Origin of the sequence: Undibacterium sp. GrIS 1.2, assembly GCF_040544435.1 — a bacterium.
Classification (GTDB): Bacteria; Pseudomonadota; Gammaproteobacteria; order Burkholderiales; family Burkholderiaceae_D; genus Undibacterium.
In genome coordinates, this window is the sequence record NZ_JBEONP010000013.1 from 1 (window position 1) to 17,180 (window position 17,180).

General features: G+C 48.7%; 12 protein-coding genes and 1 pseudogene. 2 read left to right on the forward strand and 11 right to left on the reverse strand.

All coding sequences use genetic code 11. The annotated features are described in order from the left end of the window. On the forward strand, nt 1-201 hold a 201-nt coding region (locus tag AAKU61_RS07480; RefSeq protein ID WP_503012592.1), incomplete at its 5' end, for a transposase. An 84-nt stretch (nt 202-285) separates the two neighbouring features. On the opposite strand, the gene AAKU61_RS07485 is transcribed toward AAKU61_RS07480, so the two are convergent. From AAKU61_RS07485 to AAKU61_RS07510, 6 genes are all read right to left on the reverse strand, one after another. Then, a complete protein-coding gene (locus tag AAKU61_RS07485) occupies nt 286-1,158 on the reverse strand; it encodes an ATP-binding protein (RefSeq protein ID WP_354330987.1) in 873 nt (290 codons plus the stop codon). Between the two features lie 217 nt (nt 1,159-1,375). Beyond that, a complete protein-coding gene (argJ, locus tag AAKU61_RS07490; protein ID WP_354330989.1) occupies nt 1,376-2,614 on the reverse strand; it encodes a bifunctional glutamate N-acetyltransferase/amino-acid acetyltransferase ArgJ in 1,239 nt (412 codons plus the stop codon). A 110-nt stretch (nt 2,615-2,724) separates the two neighbouring features. Then, nucleotides 2,725-3,204, reverse strand: a complete 480-nt coding sequence (locus tag AAKU61_RS07495) for a hypothetical protein (protein WP_354330991.1) — start codon at nt 3,202-3,204, stop codon at nt 2,725-2,727. A 220-nt stretch (nt 3,205-3,424) separates the two neighbouring features. Beyond that, nucleotides 3,425-4,561 carry an acyl-CoA dehydrogenase family protein gene (locus AAKU61_RS07500; protein WP_354330992.1) on the reverse strand — a complete coding sequence of 379 codons (1,137 nt, stop codon included), beginning with the start codon at nt 4,559-4,561 and terminating at the stop codon, nt 3,425-3,427. 146 nt (nt 4,562-4,707) lie between these two features. Beyond that, complete coding sequence (locus tag AAKU61_RS07505; protein WP_354330993.1) at nt 4,708-5,904, reverse strand: acyl-CoA dehydrogenase family protein; 1,197 nt, start codon at nt 5,902-5,904, stop codon at nt 4,708-4,710. 206 nt (nt 5,905-6,110) lie between these two features. After that, nucleotides 6,111-7,688, reverse strand: coding sequence for a 3-hydroxyacyl-CoA dehydrogenase (locus AAKU61_RS07510; RefSeq protein WP_354330995.1), 1,578 nt, complete (start codon nt 7,686-7,688; stop codon nt 6,111-6,113). A 184-nt stretch (nt 7,689-7,872) separates the two neighbouring features. On the opposite strand from AAKU61_RS07510, the gene AAKU61_RS07515 reads away from it, so the two are divergent. Further along, the gene (locus AAKU61_RS07515) at nt 7,873-8,697 is read left to right on the forward strand and encodes an IclR family transcriptional regulator (RefSeq protein ID WP_354330997.1); all 825 of its coding nucleotides are present in this window, start codon (nt 7,873-7,875) and stop codon (nt 8,695-8,697) included. A gap of 10 nt (nt 8,698-8,707) precedes the next feature. Here AAKU61_RS07515 and AAKU61_RS07520 read toward each other — a convergent pair whose 3' ends face one another. From AAKU61_RS07520 to AAKU61_RS07540, 5 genes and pseudogenes are all read right to left on the reverse strand, one after another. After that, nucleotides 8,708-10,363 (reverse strand): CHASE domain-containing protein, encoded by a 1,656-nt coding sequence (locus AAKU61_RS07520; RefSeq protein WP_354330999.1) that lies wholly within the window; start codon nt 10,361-10,363, stop codon nt 8,708-8,710. Between the two features lie 14 nt (nt 10,364-10,377). After that, nucleotides 10,378-11,139, reverse strand: a complete 762-nt coding sequence (locus AAKU61_RS07525) for a substrate-binding periplasmic protein (protein ID WP_354331154.1) — start codon at nt 11,137-11,139, stop codon at nt 10,378-10,380. Nucleotides 11,140-11,386: 247 nt separating this feature from the next. After that, nucleotides 11,387-12,568: pseudogene (locus tag AAKU61_RS07530) on the reverse strand (cation:proton antiporter domain-containing protein); the annotation flags it as partial. Between the two features lie 422 nt (nt 12,569-12,990). Continuing rightward, nucleotides 12,991-15,753 (reverse strand): preprotein translocase subunit SecA, encoded by a 2,763-nt coding sequence (secA, locus tag AAKU61_RS07535; protein WP_354331001.1) that lies wholly within the window; start codon nt 15,751-15,753, stop codon nt 12,991-12,993. Between the two features lie 344 nt (nt 15,754-16,097). Further along, nucleotides 16,098-17,048, reverse strand: coding sequence for a peptidoglycan DD-metalloendopeptidase family protein (locus AAKU61_RS07540; protein ID WP_354331003.1), 951 nt, complete (start codon nt 17,046-17,048; stop codon nt 16,098-16,100). Between the last annotated feature and the right edge of the window lie 132 nt (nt 17,049-17,180).

Genomic DNA, 17,180 nt, shown 5'->3' on the forward strand with positions numbered 1-17,180 from the left:
AACGAGAACACGAACGGCTTATTACGATACTACTTTCCAAAGAACACCAACTTCAAGGAAATCACTCAAGCCCAGTTACAACGGGCAGTCAATCAACTCAATCATCGCCCTAGGAAATGCCTAGGCTATCGAACGCCGTTTGAGGTTTTTTATAATTTGGATATACTCCCACTAAAACTTACCTCCCGTTGCTCTTCGTAGCTGAATTCGCCCAAGTATTGTTTGGACAATGGGCAATAAAAAAACTTGTACTCTACCCCAGTATATAAATACATACCAAAAGAATTACGCTAACTTGCCTGCGTAATCACGGGCAAATTGCCAGGCGACACGGCCCGAGCGCGATCCCCGTTGCAAAGCCCAGCGCAAAGCATCACCGCGTGCTGCGGTAATTTGCTCGGCGTTACAACCCATGCTGCCAAGCCAATGCGCCACGATGTTGAGGTAATCATCTTGCTTAAACGGATAAAACGACACCCACAGGCCAAAGCGCTCGGACAAAGAGATTTTCTCCTCCACCGTCTCACCGGGATGCAGATCACCATCATCAGTATGAGTATAACTAGCGTTATCCGACATCTTCTCCGGCAACAAATGGCGCCGATTTGAGGTCGCATAGATCAGCACATTATCAGACTGTGTCGCGATGCTGCCATCGAGTGCAACCTTCAATGCCTTGTAACCTGCTTCACCATCTTCAAACGAAAGGTCATCGCAAAAAATGATAAAGCGCTCCGGGCGTTCCGCCACCAGATCGACAATATCCGGCAAATCAGCCAGATCCGATTTATCCACTTCAATCAAACGCAAACCCTGATCGGCAAATTGGTTCAGGCAAGCTTTGATTAAAGACGACTTACCCGTGCCACGCGCGCCGGTCAGCAATACATTATTGGCAGGTTTGCCATTCACAAATTGCAAAGTATTTTGCTCTATCTGCTGCTTCTGGTTAGCGATGTTATGCAGATCACTTAAGGCAATATGAGACGCATGACGCACCGCTTGCAAATAGGCTCCGCTACTGCCGCTGCCACGCTTACGCCAGCGAAATGCCGTCGCCAAGGAAAAATCCGGCACAGGCATTACAGGTGGCAATAGTGTTTCTAAACGGTTTAATACCTGCTCGGCACGGATTAAAAATTGATCTAATTGAGTCATACAGTCCGGCGAGTTTTAGGGAGAAATTTATAGGACTTACGCAACATTGTCCCAGCAAGGCGTAGCGACGAATACAGTACTAATAAGGCTAGTCGCTGCAACGCAGCTGGGGCATTTTTGCGTAAGTCCTAACTTATTGAGAACTTTGGTCCAGCTCAGCGCCAAGCTTCAGAACCAAGCCTAAGAAAAGATTAAGAGCACAGATTAAAAACTCGGTTTAAGAACGATAGTCAGCATTAATCGATACATAATCGTGCGACAAATCGCAAGTCCAGACGGTAGCCTCTGCCGCACCGCGCGCCAGTTTGACGCGAATCGTGATCTCGCTTTGCTGCATCACGCGCTTACCGTCTTCCTCACGATAATCAGGATTACGCCCGCCGTTTTTGGCGACCCAGACATCATCCAGATACAAGTTGAGTTTGCTGACATCTAAATCCAGTACGCCAGCATAACCAATCGCAGCCAGAATACGGCCAAGGTTGGGGTCCGATGAGAAGAATGCTGTTTTGACCAAAGGAGAATGCGCGATCGAATAGGCAATCTTGCGGCACTCTTCTACATCACGACCTTCCTCTACCGCGATCGTCATAAACTTAGTTGCACCCTCACCGTCCCGAATAATCATGTGCGCCAGTTTTTGCGACAAGGCGATCACCGCATCCGCCAACAATTTATATTCTGGAGAATCGATCTCTGTGACTTCTACGTCGGCAGCACCAGTAGCGATCAGCATAAAAGAATCATTGGTCGAGGTGTCGCCATCAATCGTGATGCAATTAAATGATTTGTCCGCAGCCTGTTTAACCATGTGATCCAGCACAGGTTGCGCGACCTTCGCATCCAGCGCCAGGTAACCCAGCATTGTCGCCATATTCGGCTTGATCATGCCAGCACCTTTACTGATGCCCGTCATGGTCACAGTTTGACCATTAATTACCACCGTAGCGGACGCAGCTTTTGGCTGAGTGTCGGTCGTCATGATCGCTTCTGCGGCCAGAAACCAGTTGTCTTCTTTCAGATTAGCAAGTGCTTGCGGCAAGCCGGCAATTAATTTATCTACCGGCAACGGCTCCAGAATCACCCCCGTTGAAAAAGGCAAAATCTGCGATGCCTCGCACTGCATCAACTCCGCCAGCGCGGCACAAGTGGCATTAGCCGCAGCCAGACCAGCATCACCCGTCCCGGCATTGGCATTACCCGTATTTACCACCAACGCACGGATGGGACCGGCCGTGATGTGCAGACCTTCCAGATGCGCCTTACATACCTGGACCGGAGCAGCACAAAAACGATTTGTCGTAAACACACCAGAGACGGTGGCAGAAGGTGCCAGTGCCATCACCACAATGTCTTTACGATTCGGTTTTTTAATACCTGCCTCGGCATAGCCAAGCTGGATACCCGCAACAGGTTTTAAATCAGCGGCGACAGGGATGGGAGAATTAACGGCCATGAGGTTTCCTAGCAATGAGATCGAGCCGTTATTGTAGGGTATTTTGTTGGGATAGAAGCGGTAAATAAAGAAGCGTTTAGAAGCAAATGTGCGGTTAAAAATCAACTGAATTACTTGTCTATATGAGGATTGAGCTTGTGTTGTTTCCGGCATTGAACATCCAATGTCTCCCCACTACCATCCTCCAGCCCAGCATAAACGCCGCACGGCCAGACTAAGCCACCGTATTGCTCTATGGTCCAATAAGGCGGTTCATCTGCGCAGATCTCAATATGCTTCACCTTCCATTGCTGGTGCGTTTTGTGCAGAACAACCCATAACATTTTGTCCAAACTGGGGTTGCATTCACCGCCCGTCAAATCCCAGTCGATGCCTTTGCCGTTGGCGGAAACGATATTGCCGACCAAAACTGCCCAAGCTTGATCAACATTCAATTTATTTACTTGGAGTCGTACTGACTGACCCGCCTTGGTAGAGGCAACTGGTCGAGCCGCATCCAGAATCGCTTGCCTCTCAATCACACTTACATTGAAAGCATAGGATGAAAGGCAGACGGTAAGAAAAATAATAGCCAGAAAAATTTGCTTCATAAAGTGCGGATTGAAGGTGAGATATTTGAGAAACACCTGATTTTTAGCATCAGTCTATCTACAGTTACTGAGGCAGACGCTGCACGTACCATGTGTTAAGTATGAGCTGAGCGCAGAATACATTGCGGAGGATGTCAATATCAAATCTCTTGTCAGTCCCACCTCTTGAGATTGTAGATTTTCCTGCCGCAGAATAGCAACTGTTCATCGCTGCCATTGCTTAGGTCGAACTCTCCGTCAAACTCCCAGCCACCATTTCCAAATGATGATCAGTACTCCCAAACTGCAACTCAATCGCCATCAGCCGCTTGAAGTAATGACTGACATTGAGTTCATCTGTCACTCCCATACCACCGTGTAGTTGCACCGCTTGCTGGCCGACAAAACGGCAGGCTTGTCCGATCACGACTTTGGCTGAGGACAGCGCTATGCTGCGGCTTTTTAAATCCGGGTCTTCGCAACTGACTGCGGCCAGATATGCCATCGAACGGGCTTGTTCTATGTGTAGCACCATGTCGGCCATTTTATGTTGCAGCGCTTGGAATTTACCGATGACGACGCCGAATTGCTTGCGATTTTTGGCATAGTCGATGGTGGCTGCGAGCAGCTTGTCCAGGACGCCGATGGCTTCTGCACAAACCGCCGCGAGGCCAATATCGAGCAGGTTGCCGATAGCGACTTCTGTATCGTTGGCCGCAGCTAATATCGCCGAGGCTTTAACGCTAACTTGATCAAATTCTAGCTCGGCGGCAGCGACGCCATCCACGGTGGCATACGACAACACGCGCAAACCGGTTGCGACCTTGGGGAGGATAAAGACGGCTAATTTGTCATCGGGCAAACGTGCTGTGACCAATAAAATATCAGCAGCCCCGCCGTGAGGCACAACGCTTTTATGACCGCTCAATAGATAGCCGCCATCAACTGGCGTGGCCTTGGTCTGGACGTTGAGGCGATCGAAACGTGTGCTGACCTCATCATGTGCCAGCACGGCTGTGATCGCGCCGCTGGCGAGTTGCGGCAGGTGGTCGTCACGCTGCTGGGCATTGCCCATAGTGGCGATGGCTTTGCTAGCCAAGACGGCGCTGGCGAGATAGGGCTCCAGCACTAATCCCTCGCCGATTGCGGACATGACGAGCAAAGTGTCTGTTGCCGTGCCATCCAGTCCACCCTCCGCTTCTGGCATATGCAAGGCTAACAAACCGAGTTCGGCAAAGCCTTGCCAGATCGCGGAATTGAAGCTATGACTCTGCTTTTCTAAAGTCTTGCGACGAATATCAAAGCTGGCTTCGTTTGCGATAAAACGACGCGTTGCGTCTTGCAACATGGTTTGTTCTTCGGTAAAAGTGAAATCCATTTTTTACTCCTGATGATTTTGCTTTTTGTTACAGCGCCGAGTTCAGCTGAAGCGTCCATCGCCGACAAAAAATTCTTTTTATCAATTGCGATTAACCAAACTTGCTAAAACCTGAGCGGTCAAATTCTTTTGGGCAGATCAATGTCTTACAAACCCAAGATCATCTGCGCAATAATATTTTTCTGAATCTCGTTAGAGCCACCGTAGATCGATAACTTGCGCATATTCAGATAATTAGCGGCGAGTGAGCTGGCATAAGCTGGTCCGGCGTGTTCGCCGTCATAACCTGCTGCCATTGCCTCGCGGCGTAATGGCAAGGCATAAGTACCTACCGCCTGGGTCATCAGCTCTATAATCGCTTGCTGGATTTCTGTCCCTTTAATTTTTAGAATAGAAGCTTCCGGTCCCGGTGTGCGGCGTTGTTCTTCTGCCGACAATACGCGCAGGTTGGTGATTTCCAGTGCGCCTAAATCGATTTGGATTTGCGCGATGCGGAGAGAAAAATACGGGTCCTGAATCAATGGTTTTCCGTTTTTTTTCTCTTGACTGGCGATACGTTTAAGCCGTGCCAACTCGCGCTTAGCGATGCCGATACCAGCGATGTTGGTACGCTCGTGCCCAAGCAAAAATTTGGCATAAGTCCAGCCAGCATTTTCTTCCCCGACTAGATTCTCTACCGGCACCTTCACATTGTCGAACCAGACTTCATTGACCTCATGCGCGCCATCCATCGTGATGATAGGACGTACCGTAATGCCGGGGGACTTCATATCGATCAGCAAAAATGAAATTCCGCGTTGTGGTTTTACTTCGTGATCAGTGCGCACCAAGCAAAATATCCAGTCGGCATATTGGGCTTGGGTAGTCCAGGTCTTTTGACCGTTGACCAGGTAGTGATCGCCCTCGCGTCGTGCGGAGGTTTTGACCGAGGCTAGATCAGAACCGGAGCCGGGCTCTGAGTAACCTTGGCACCACCATTCTTCTCCCGATAAAATGCCGGGCAAAAACCGCTGTTGTTGTGCGGACGAACCAAACGCCATGATCACCGGCGCGACCATTTTCACACCAAAGGGCACGATACGTGGCGCACAGGCGGCGGCACATTCTTCTTCAAAAATATACTTTTGCACCGCCGACCAGCCAGTACCACCAAACTCTTTTGCCCAGGATGATCCACCCCAGCCATGTGCATGCAAAGCCTGCTGCCAGCGCACATAATCGTCGCGCTCCAAGATGAGGCCGTTGTTGACTTTGTGTTGAATATCAGCCGGTAAGGAAGCAGCAATAAACTGTTTTACCTCATGCCGGAATGCCTGTTCTTCTGGGGTGAAATGGAGATTCATCGTTGTCTCGCTCTTAATGTTATTTATATACTCTAACTGGGTATATTTTAATCGTCCATATAAAGCCTAGACAATTGGCTATATTTATAAAATATTGATGGGAGTATATGTATTTAACGTTGATGTATCAGGCTCCGCACCTGTCATCCAGTCAATATTGCATTCGTAATTGATACCCACTTGGATTGCGCTAAACGCTAACAAACTCAAGCTTCCTCATGATGCAAAGATAGTCCCAATAGCGCCCGGCGTTTCAGCCAAGGGCTGGCGCGGTAACGCGGGTCGCCCGTCTGTTTGAGCAAATTGTCGAGTATCGTCAACACGGTCTTGACACCGACTACATCACCCCAAGCCAGCGGACCGTGTGGATAACCCAAACCTAATTTGACGGCACGATCAATATCTGCCGGGCTGGCGATGGCCTGTTGCGCAATATCGCTGGCGATGTTGATGATGTGTACTACCACGCGTTGCGCGACCAGGCCAGCGCTGTCGTGGATCACGCTGACAGCAGCGCCATCTGCGCTGAGTAAACCACATGCCATGGCGCGGTAAGCAGCTGTGGTCGCTGGCGTTGTCATGACGACGCGGCGCTTGCTTAAGTCGAACAAACTTTCTATTGCCACGGTGCGACTGGCGTCCAGCGCTTGACTAGCACAACAAGTACTAGCATCTTCGCCCAGCGGTGTGACGATGCATAAGGCAGTGGCGCTGGGGCTATCTTCATTTTCTATCGCTACGCCCACTTGTATCGCCAGTTGGGTGATCAGCGTGCGTACTTCTGCGCTGGTCGCTTTATCTGCCGGACTAATCCAGATCGATGATGGCAAAAGGCTTGATTGCTTTGCGCTATCAACACTGATTTTTTTACCGGCATTATCGTATTGATAGAAGCCCTGCCCGACTTTTTTACCGATCACACCAGCAGTCAACATCTGACGCGTCAAGCCTTGCGGCCGGAATCGTGGCTCTTCATAATATTGCTGATAAATTGATTCCATCACCGGATGTGATACGTCCAGCCCGGTCAAATCCATCAGTTCACACGGGCCTAATTTGAAGCCCGCACAGTCCCGCAAAATTTGATCCAGCGTCGGAATATCCGTCGTATTTTCCGCCAAAATCCGCAGACCTTCCGTGCCATAACCACGACCTGCATGATTGACGATAAAGCCAGGCGTATCTTTGGCGCGTACTGTGGCATGTCCCCAATGTGTGCCGAGAGCGATCAGATAGTCGACGATAGTTGGATCGGTCAAAAAGCCACCAATGGCTTCGACGATCTTCATCAGCGGTACCGGATTAAAGAAATGGAAACCAGCAACCCGTTGCGGAAACTGCAAACCCGCAGCGATGGCCGTTACCGATAAGGAGGATGTGTTGGTTGCCAGAATGGCAGTCGGGCTGATGATGGATTCAAGTTGGTGGAAGAGCGTTTTCTTCGCCGTCAAATCTTCCACAATCGCTTCAACTATCATGTGCGCATCAGCAAGATCGGGCAACTGATTGCAGTCGTGCAAACACTGCTCGGCTGCATCGGCAGCGGCTTGCGTCAGACGACCTTTTTCTACCAGCTTGCTAAAAGTGACGATCAACTCTTGACGTGCGGCCTGAGCTGCACCAGCGCGACTATCCACCAGTTTGACTTGTGTGCCAGCGAGCGCAGCGATTTGCGCAATGCCTCGCCCCATCACTCCACAGCCGATGACGCCGACAATCAGATCACCGGAATTAAACACGGGGCGCGTACTGGGTGCGCCAGCGGCTTGTTTGTTTTCATTCATAAGAATCCTGTTATTTGGTTTGATCGCGTAGCCTGATCGCTTGGCCTCATCAACTCTGTCTGATCAATTCGTTCTAATCACTTTGTCTTATTTGCATCTATCAACAACGACAATTCCGCTATGCAGAATTAAGTTCTGCAAATATAATTCACTGTATTTCCTCCCACATCACCTGTCAAGACGCATGCAAAATCTGATCAAGCCAGACCAAAAATCCCCCAGTGCGGCAAGCACCCAAGCCAAAGAAGATCGTCATTTTGTCACCGCTTTAGCACGTGGACTGGAGCTACTGGCCTGCTTTCGATCCGGGGATAAGGCGTTAGGGAATCAGGAGTTGGCAGAACGCTGCAAGCTACCTAAATCGACGGTGTCGCGCCTGACTTACACACTGACCAAAACCGGGCATCTGGATTATGTCGCAAGCATGGGCAAATACCGTTTGGGTTCGGCCACACTGGCGCTGGGCAGCGCGATGCTGGCGCGGCTAGACGTGCGGCAACTGGCGCGACCGCTGATGCAGGAGCTGGCAGATTTTTCGCAAGGCATGGTGTCGCTGGGCATGCGCGACCGACTCAGCATGATTTATGTAGAAAATTGCCGCAGCCAGACTGCACTGACCTTGAGTCTGGATATAGGCTCTCGGATTCCACTCGCAAGTACCGCAATGGGGCGGGCATATCTGGCCGCAGTCAAGGCCGACGAGCGACATGAGATTTTAGAATTGATACGCCAGGCCGACGAGGTGCAATGGTCTGCGGTGCAAGAAGGCATACAACAATCGCTGGACGAGTACGACCAACTCACTTGTTGCACCTCCTTTGGTAGCTGGCAAAAAGATGTGAACGCGATTGCGGTAGCGTTTTATCCCGGCAACGGCATGGCGCCTGTGTCCATCAATTGTGGCGGCCCGGCGTTTAGCTTATCGCCCGATTTTTTGCTGAACGAAGTCAGACCGCGCTTGCTGGAATTAGTACAACGTTTGCGAATCGCTTTGGGGAATACCAGCTAGCAAAGAGGTGTCAAGCTGGGTCAAAAACTTTAACCCGATCACGCCCTAATTCCTTGGCACGGTACATTGCATTGTCGGCATTCTTCGACAACTCAATTTCATCATTGCCATGTTGCGGATACAGTGCAATGCCGATGCTACAAGAGACTTGCAAGATGTGGCCGCCCGAGACTTCAAATGGCTCGCTGATAGCGGCACGGATTTTTTCTGCGACGAGTAAGGCGTCCTGCTCTAGCTCAATCACAGGTAACAGAATCATAAACTCGTCACCGCCCATTCTGGCAACGGTATCTGACTCGCGTACACATTGCTGCATTCTCTCTGCTACCGCACGCAATAACATATCCCCGACGTGATGGCCGAGATTGTCATTGATGGGTTTAAATTTATCCAGATCCAGATACATCAGTGCTAGTAAACTTTTGTCACGTTTTGCCTGCACAATCGCATGCCTCAGACGATCCTTGAACATCGCACGATTTGGCAAACCAGATAGCTCATCGTACTGCGCCAGATACCGGAAACGTGCTTCGCTTTCGCGCAGTTCTTTGGTCATTTCTCGTGCTAGTGTCAACGCCCGTTCACGTCCGGACAACAACACCCAGGCCAACACGGACAACAACGCACTAAGCAAAATGCCGCTGGCTGCGATCAAGGTCGATTTATCGTTACCAATCGCTTTATCAACACCCGATGAGCTGGTCATCACAATCGTCCAGGAGCGACCACCGTTGCTGACATACTCAGTCGCTTGCAGCAGTTGTGGCTTAATCACCTTGTTCAGATCTAGTCGTGCTGGCTTAGTTACGCTGGCATCACGACGCAGAGTGGCAGAGTCATACATCAAATTGGCGGCAGTCGGCTCAACCCCATCGTAAATACAAATATCAGTCGCGCGCGGATTTTCGCCATACAAACTGGCCATGACTTCGGCAACACGAAAAGGGGCAAACACCCAGCCCAACAAATTAGCGCGCCGTGTCTCTTGCGTGTCGTGCGGGCTGCCATCTTTGTAAATCGGCAGATAAATATAGAAGCCATTCTGTGCGGGCACATTGTCTGCTGCCGGCAACTTAAGCATCGCTGTGACGGCAATCGCACCAGAATCACGTGCGCGCTCCATCGCCACTTTTTGCACGGGGTCTGAATAGGTATCAAAGCCTAGCATCTTGCGGTTGCGACCTATTGCAGGTTCTAACTGAATGATGGGCGCAGCAAATGTGATTGCCGGATTGGGTAGTGGATAAATTTGATACTCGCCGGATGTTTGTTGCCGCATAACGGCAATGTGCTGCTCAAAGCTATCACTGGCAACCGACAAAATAATACCGACACCTTCCATCCCGGCATGATCAGCACCGAGCTGCAGCATATTGATGTAATTGGCAAAGTCTTTACGTTGCACTGATTCTGAAATCGTAAACACACCTTGCGCACCACGCAACACTTGCTCGGACGAGGCCATACGCTGCTCTATGCGGCTAGAAATGTCGCGGACATTAAAATCTAATGTGGCGCGAACCTCTAGCAAGGCATTATTTTTCTCGTGTTTCCAGAGTAAATAGCTGAGTCCTAAAGACATGCTCAGAATGAGCAAAACCACTAACTGGCGGCTAAAGTGACGACTCAGTTGATGATTTAGATAGTAACTGGTTTGATGGTTCATCCGGTTCATTATATTTAAAAATTGACCATCGCTTTAGCCAGTTCTGGCTGAAAATATTTCTCAAAAATGGTGAGGACTTTGCCGTCTTCGCGCATGCCTTTTATCAAGGCACGCCATTTTTCTTGTTCTTTGGCAGACAAAGATCGCTTGGACATAATCAACCCATGCGGCACTGAAGAATCGTCCATATCAATCACGATCGTGTGATCACGTATCGCTGTATTTGCGACCTGAGAATAATCAAAAGGCTCGATGATCATTGCCTGAATCCGGTTGGCTTCCAGTATCTGATACAAAGGGTCTAAATCCGACGCATACCGGACTCTTTGCTCTGCGTGTAACTTATCCAATAAACGATTCGCGTTAGGACTGTATCGAAAAGAACGGATCACCCCCAGTTGCAGATCAGGATTATTTTCAAAATCTTTCAGTTGCTGGATATTGAGTTCTTTGCGCACCAGTAAATAATATTTGTTCGAAAAATACCAGGCAAAACTGGCAAAGCGGTCGCGCTCAGCGTTACTAATGCCGGACAAACTAAAATCTAACGCACCGGACTCAATCAATTGCCAGATACGTGCACGTGGCAACACGCTGACAATGACTTTGCAACCGCTACGCCGGCTCATTTCGTCCGCAATCTCTTTATCAATTCCCTCGCCTGTTTTTGCCGAGTACAGCAAGCCGTGATCATGCAGCGCAAGAGTAAATGGGCGATTACAATCAGGCCGCGCAACTGCTTTTGAAACTTCCTCAGCCTGTGCTGAACTGCACATCAATAACTGCAACGAAATAAATATCAGCAGTAAGGCCAGCAATAAGGCCAACGGTAACGCCAACGATAATACCCAACCATAAAATCCATGGCTGCGAGCGTTGGAGTGAGCAAAAAAATGCGTCATTGATTAGGTGTATTGACTTGTAGTGTTGACTTGTGGCGCAGTCATTATTTACAACATTATTTGCTGAGTTTTGTATCCATTTACTTCATGGTTTGATTGCCTTGCTGTGTTTAAATAAGTCCAAGCCTTTAAATACCAAGGAGTTGAGCGCAATCGAAATAATCGCTCCAGCCAAGATCAGGTTTTGCCCTTCCATTGACAACAATCCTAGCGAGACTCCCAAGCCCGCAAGGATAAATGAAAACTCCCCGATCTGCGCCAGACTGGCAGAGACCGTCAGTGCCGTATTGAGCGGGTAGCGGAATGCCAGTACTAACAAGAAAGCGGCAACTGATTTTCCAAAAATAATAATCAGCACTACTGTTAATACTTGCCAAGGCTGGGCGAGCAAAATGCGTGGATCAAACAGCATCCCGACTGAGACAAAAAACAGCACGGCAAAGGCGTCACGCAAGGGTAAGGTTTCTTGGGCAGCTCTCAGACTCAGTTCGGATTCGCGCAGCACCATCCCGGCAAAAAAAGCGCCGAGTGCGAACGACACGCCAAACAACATCGCCGACCCATAAGCAATTCCGATTGCGGCAACTACCACGCACAGCGTGAACAGTTCTTGCGAACCAGTCCGTTCCACTTGAGCCAATATCCAAGGGAAGAGCCGTCGTCCCACAATCAGCATAAACGCAATAAAGGCCACCACCTGCGCCAGCGTGATTAAGATCGTCACTCCCAGACTGTGATGTGGCGCTGGTACGGCAGCATGATTAACGCCTTCTGCACCGAGCAAACCAGCCAGCGGCGGCAATAAGACCAGCACTAACACCATCACTAAATCTTCTACCACCAGCCTTCCGACTGCAATTCGGCCATTTTCTGAATCCAGCTCATTACGACTTTCCAGCGCACGTAATAACACCACCGTGCTGGCAACCGACAATGCCAGGCCAAATACGATCCCCGCCCCCAAGTCCCAGCCCCACCAATACGCGACGCCTGCCCCCATCGCAGTAGCAACAACAATTTGTACGATCGCGCCGGGCAAAGCGATGCGCTTTACCGACAATAAATCTTCTAACGAGAAATGCAAGCCAACGCCAAACATTAGCAACATCACACCAATTTCTGCTAGTTGCCCTGCCAGATTAACGTCGGCCACAAAGCCGGGCGTGGCAGGACCTATCAAAATACCGGCAATCAGATAACCCACTAATGCGGGCAGTTTGAGACGGACAGCAATAAAGCCGATTAGCAACGCCAATCCAAAGGCGGAGGCAATCGTTGTGATGACGGAAATATTATGTGGCATAGGCAAATGATTATTTTAAATACAGCAATTGAATGCAACAGGCTTGAGTGTATACAAATTCTGACAAACAACATTAAAACAAGCGTACGCAGGGGTCGTATTTTTAAAATTTACGTTGCAACACAGAAAAATATTTCTTTTTACAATATCTTCGACGATTGAATTTAAATATACTCCCCCAACATTTTCATAAAATTACCTTAACGACCAATAAATATATGGACAATTAATTATACTAACAGGGAGTATATAATTTACTGATTTTTGAATGTATAGAATCGTATCTACTAAGAACTCAGTTAAAAATTCTGAAAAAGTAGCAGGCAATAAAAAAGGCGGAAATCTCCGCCTTTTTTATTTTGTGCCACATGCTTCTATTGCATCAGTGCAAACAAGCTAAATCATCAACCTAAATAATCAAATTAAGCCAGCTTACCGTGACACTGCTTATATTTCTTGCCACTACCGCAAGGACAAGGATCATTACGACCAACCTTGAGAGCATATTCCATTTGGGCCTGATCATTGTTTTCAGCCAAAGCGGTCGGTGCCAACATTTCTTCTGGGGTCGCATTTGCATCAAAATCTGCGTGTTGAAAATGAACATTCTCAACTTGTGATTGTGTCATTTTTTCTTCAGCAGCTTCGATTTCTTCACGTGATTGGATACGCACTGTTGAAACCGTTTTGACGACTTCATTTTTGATCAAATCCAGCATCTGTCCAAATAATTCAAACGCTTCGCGCTTGTATTCTTGCTTAGGATTTTTCTGCGCATAACCGCGTAAATGAATACCTTGGCGCAGATGATCGAGCGCTGCCAGATGTTCGCGCCAATGACTGTCGATACTCTGCAACATCACACTACGCTCAAATCCTGCGAAAGAATCTTTACCGACCAAGGCTACTTTTGCCTCGTAAGCTTCATCCGCTGCTTTTTGTACGCGCTCTAAAATGTCTTCATCATTCAGACTTTGCTCATTTTCCAGCATTTTGTCTAAAGGCAAATCCAGCGCCCATTCGCTTGCCAGCGTTGCTTGCAATGCCGGAATATCCCATTGCTCTTCCACCGATTCTGCTGGCACATAAGTGCGCACCACGTCGGCGAACATACCCGCACGCAAAGAAGAAATCAGTTCGGACATGTCTTGTGCTTCCAGCAAATCATTACGCTGCTGGTAAATCACTTTACGCTGATCATTGGCGACGTCATCGTACTCAAGCAATTGCTTACGCACGTCAAAGTTACGCGCTTCTACTTTGCGCTGAGCAGATTCAATCGAACGGGAGACGATACCAGCTTCAATCGGTTCGCCTTCCGGCATTTTGAGTCTGTCCATGATGGCGCGTACGCGATCACCTGCAAAAATGCGCAAGAGCGGATCATCCAGAGACAAATAGAAACGGGAAGATCCAGGATCGCCCTGACGACCAGAACGGCCGCGCAATTGATTATCTACGCGACGTGATTCGTGACGTTCGGTACCGACGATATGCAAACCACCAGCATTGACAACATGCTCGTGTAAAGACTGCCACTCATCACGCAGTTGCTGAGATTTTTGCTGCTTTTGCGCGTCAGACAGTTTGTCGTCTGCTTCGATCAGCTGTACTTGCTTGGCGACGTTACCGCCGAGGACGATATCCGTACCACGGCCGGCCATGTTGGTGGCGATAGTGATACCTTTTGGACGACCTGCCTGGGCAATAATTTCTGCCTCACGCGCATGCTGCTTGGCGTTCAACACATTATGTGGCAACTTGGCTTTTTCCAAAATTCCAGACAAGAGTTCAGAGTTTTCAATCGATGTCGTACCAACCAAGACCGGCTGACCGCGCTCGTAACAATCTTGAATATCCACCAGCATCGCGCCGTATTTTTCTTGGGCTGACTTGTAAACCTGATCCTGACGATCTTTACGTTGGGATGGACGGTTTGGCGGAATCACGACTGTTTCCAGTCCGTAGATTTCCTGGAATTCATACGCTTCTGTATCGGCTGTACCAGTCATACCGGACAGACGGTTATACATACGGAAGTAGTTTTGGAAGGTGATTGATGCCAGCGTTTGATTCTCATTCTGAATCTTCACACCTTCTTTGGCCTCAACAGCTTGATGCAAGCCATCAGACCAGCGACGTCCTGTCATCATACGACCAGTAAATTCATCGACGATAACGATTTCATTATCTTGTACGACATAGTGCTGATCGCGGAAATACAACGCATGCGCACGCAAAGCAGCGTACAGATGATGAATTAAAGTGATGTTGGCAGCGTCGTACAGGGATGCGCCTTCTGGCAACAAACCCATCTGGGTCAGAATACGTTCAGCGTGATCGTAACCAGCTTCGGTCAGCAATACCTGATGTGTTTTTTCATCTTTGGTGTAGTCGCCAGGAACTTCAACATTGCCGGTGCCATCATGTTTTTCTTCACCGATTTGCAAAGTCAGCAGCTTAGGGACTTCGTTTATTTTGTAGTACAGCTCTGTATGATTTTCAGCCTGACCAGAGATAATCAGCGGAGTGCGCGCTTCATCGATCAGAATAGAATCGACTTCATCAACGACGGCAAAGTTCAGACCACGTTGTACACGGTCTTTGGCTTCATACACCATATTGTCGCGCAGGTAGTCAAAGCCGAACTCGTTGTTGGTACCGTAAGTGATATCGGATGTGTAAGCAACCTGCTTATCATCATGATCGAGCTGCGATAAGTTAACACCGGTAGTCAAACCCAACCAGCCGTACAATTTACCCATCCACTCGGCATCACGCTGCGCCAGATAATCATTGACGGTTACCACGTGCACACCCTTGCCAGACAAGGCATTCAGGTAAGTTGGCAAGGTCGCCATCAAAGTTTTACCTTCGCCGGTGCCCATCTCTGCAATTTTGCCGTAATGCAGCACCATACCGCCTATCATCTGCACATCAAAATGGCGCATTTTTAAAACACGCTTACTTGCCTCACGACAAACGGCAAACGCCTCTGGCAGGATTGCATCTAGTGTCTCGCCATTAGCAACGCGGGTTTTAAACTCCTCCGTCTTAGCTTTTAATGCCTCATCCGACAAGGCTTCCAGCGTAGGTTCCAGTGCGTTGATATCAAGCACGGTTTTTTGGTATTGCTTCAGAAGGCGCTGATTGCGGCTACCGAATATTTTGGTCAGGAATGACATGCTATGAATGGATGAGTGAATTCTGAAAAAATTGCTGACGGCGCCCGTACATCGTTAACACTAGCGCTACAAATTTACAACAGCAACAACAATAGACTAACTTTCGATTTTACCATGCGCGCATCATTTACTAACAATTGCACAATGACAAAATCAAGCATGATGGAAGAATTGGAGACAAAGACAACAATATCAAGTGGAGATGGCACGAAATTGTCTTGTTAGCTTGCAAAGTAGTTGCAAGCCAATGATTACTTCTTAAACAACAATATGATTAAACCCGCTGGATTACGGCTAGAGGCGAAAAAATCAGCATTGCCACTTGGGATATATTTATTCGAGACTTATTTTTGACCCAGCTCGGCCATGCTAGCTTGATTAGCGCCGGCACTTAGGAATTTATGAGGATTTTGCGGTATGCCTTTCACATGTACCTCAAAATGCAAATGCGCACCAGTGGAACGTCCAGTCGAACCGATATCGGCAATATGTTGACCGCGTTTTACGATATCCCCTACTTTTACGTAGACTTTGGACGTATGGGCATAACGGGTAATGATTTCTCCACCGTGGTCGATGTCAATCATATTGCCAAATTCTGGATGAAATTCTGCCGCAATTACCACGCCGCCTGCCGCTGCAACGATAGGCGTGCCGGTTGGCGCGGGAAAATCAATACCTTCATGAAAAGCGCTGCGCCCAGAGAACGGATCAAGCCGCCAGCCAAAGCCAGACGCGTTATAGCTGACGTTGACTGGTGTAATGGTCGGCAATAACTTGGACTGCACTTTAAAACCCATGAGCTTGGTTTCCACCACATTCATGTAATCAGAGCGATTCTCAAGATCTTTACCCATCGCATCTAATGCGGCTTGGAATTCGCTCATATTCAGTTCTTTTGCGGGAGCTGAGGAGTTTTCTGGTCCGCCGCGGCCTGGTACTTCACGGAAATTAAATTCTTCGGGTTTAACACCTGCCAAGCCTTGCACTCGCTCGCCCAAGGCATCTAAACGTATTAACTGCGCCTGCATTTCCCCTAGCTTGACTGCCATCGCGGCAATGTTTTCTTTCACATAACGGTCTTTAGCATTGGGGTCATTGGCTAGCGCGACTGGGACGTAGTTGCTTAAAAACGGTATTTCTCCGCTGGCAAGGCGTAGCGTCAATGCCGCCATCAAAGCGGAGCACAAAATGGTCAGCAATAAAAAGCCAACAACGGCTACGATAATATGTCGGGAACTAAGCGTGATGGATTTGGCTTGGGTAAAGCGTGAATGCATGACGATGATTTGCATCAATTCACTCCATGACTAATAGAATAAATAAGAGAAGAAATAAAACTACTATTTAGCAGAGAATCCGGCAGCAATGTGAGTGTCGGCCAAGTACTCATGCGATCGTGAGCAGGCAACTCGATCAAATCTGGT

Coding starts and splice junctions, on each gene's coding strand:
- AAKU61_RS07520 (WP_354330999.1), bottom strand. CDS start 10,363: ATGAACCATCAAACCAGTTACTATCTAAATCATCAACTGAGTCGTCAC.
- AAKU61_RS07495 (WP_354330991.1), bottom strand. CDS start 3,204: ATGAAGCAAATTTTTCTGGCTATTATTTTTCTTACCGTCTGCCTTTCA.
- AAKU61_RS07525 (WP_354331154.1), bottom strand. CDS start 11,139: ATGTGCAGTTCAGCACAGGCTGAGGAAGTTTCAAAAGCAGTTGCGCGG.
- AAKU61_RS07540 (WP_354331003.1), bottom strand. CDS start 17,048: ATGCAAATCATCGTCATGCATTCACGCTTTACCCAAGCCAAATCCATC.
- AAKU61_RS07515 (WP_354330997.1), top strand. CDS start 7,873: ATGCAAAATCTGATCAAGCCAGACCAAAAATCCCCCAGTGCGGCAAGC.
- AAKU61_RS07500 (WP_354330992.1), bottom strand. CDS start 4,561: ATGGATTTCACTTTTACCGAAGAACAAACCATGTTGCAAGACGCAACG.
- secA (WP_354331001.1), bottom strand. CDS start 15,753: ATGTCATTCCTGACCAAAATATTCGGTAGCCGCAATCAGCGCCTTCTG.
- argJ (WP_354330989.1), bottom strand. CDS start 2,614: ATGGCCGTTAATTCTCCCATCCCTGTCGCCGCTGATTTAAAACCTGTT.
- AAKU61_RS07510 (WP_354330995.1), bottom strand. CDS start 7,688: ATGAATGAAAACAAACAAGCCGCTGGCGCACCCAGTACGCGCCCCGTG.
- AAKU61_RS07505 (WP_354330993.1), bottom strand. CDS start 5,904: ATGAATCTCCATTTCACCCCAGAAGAACAGGCATTCCGGCATGAGGTA.
- AAKU61_RS07485 (WP_354330987.1), bottom strand. CDS start 1,158: ATGACTCAATTAGATCAATTTTTAATCCGTGCCGAGCAGGTATTAAAC.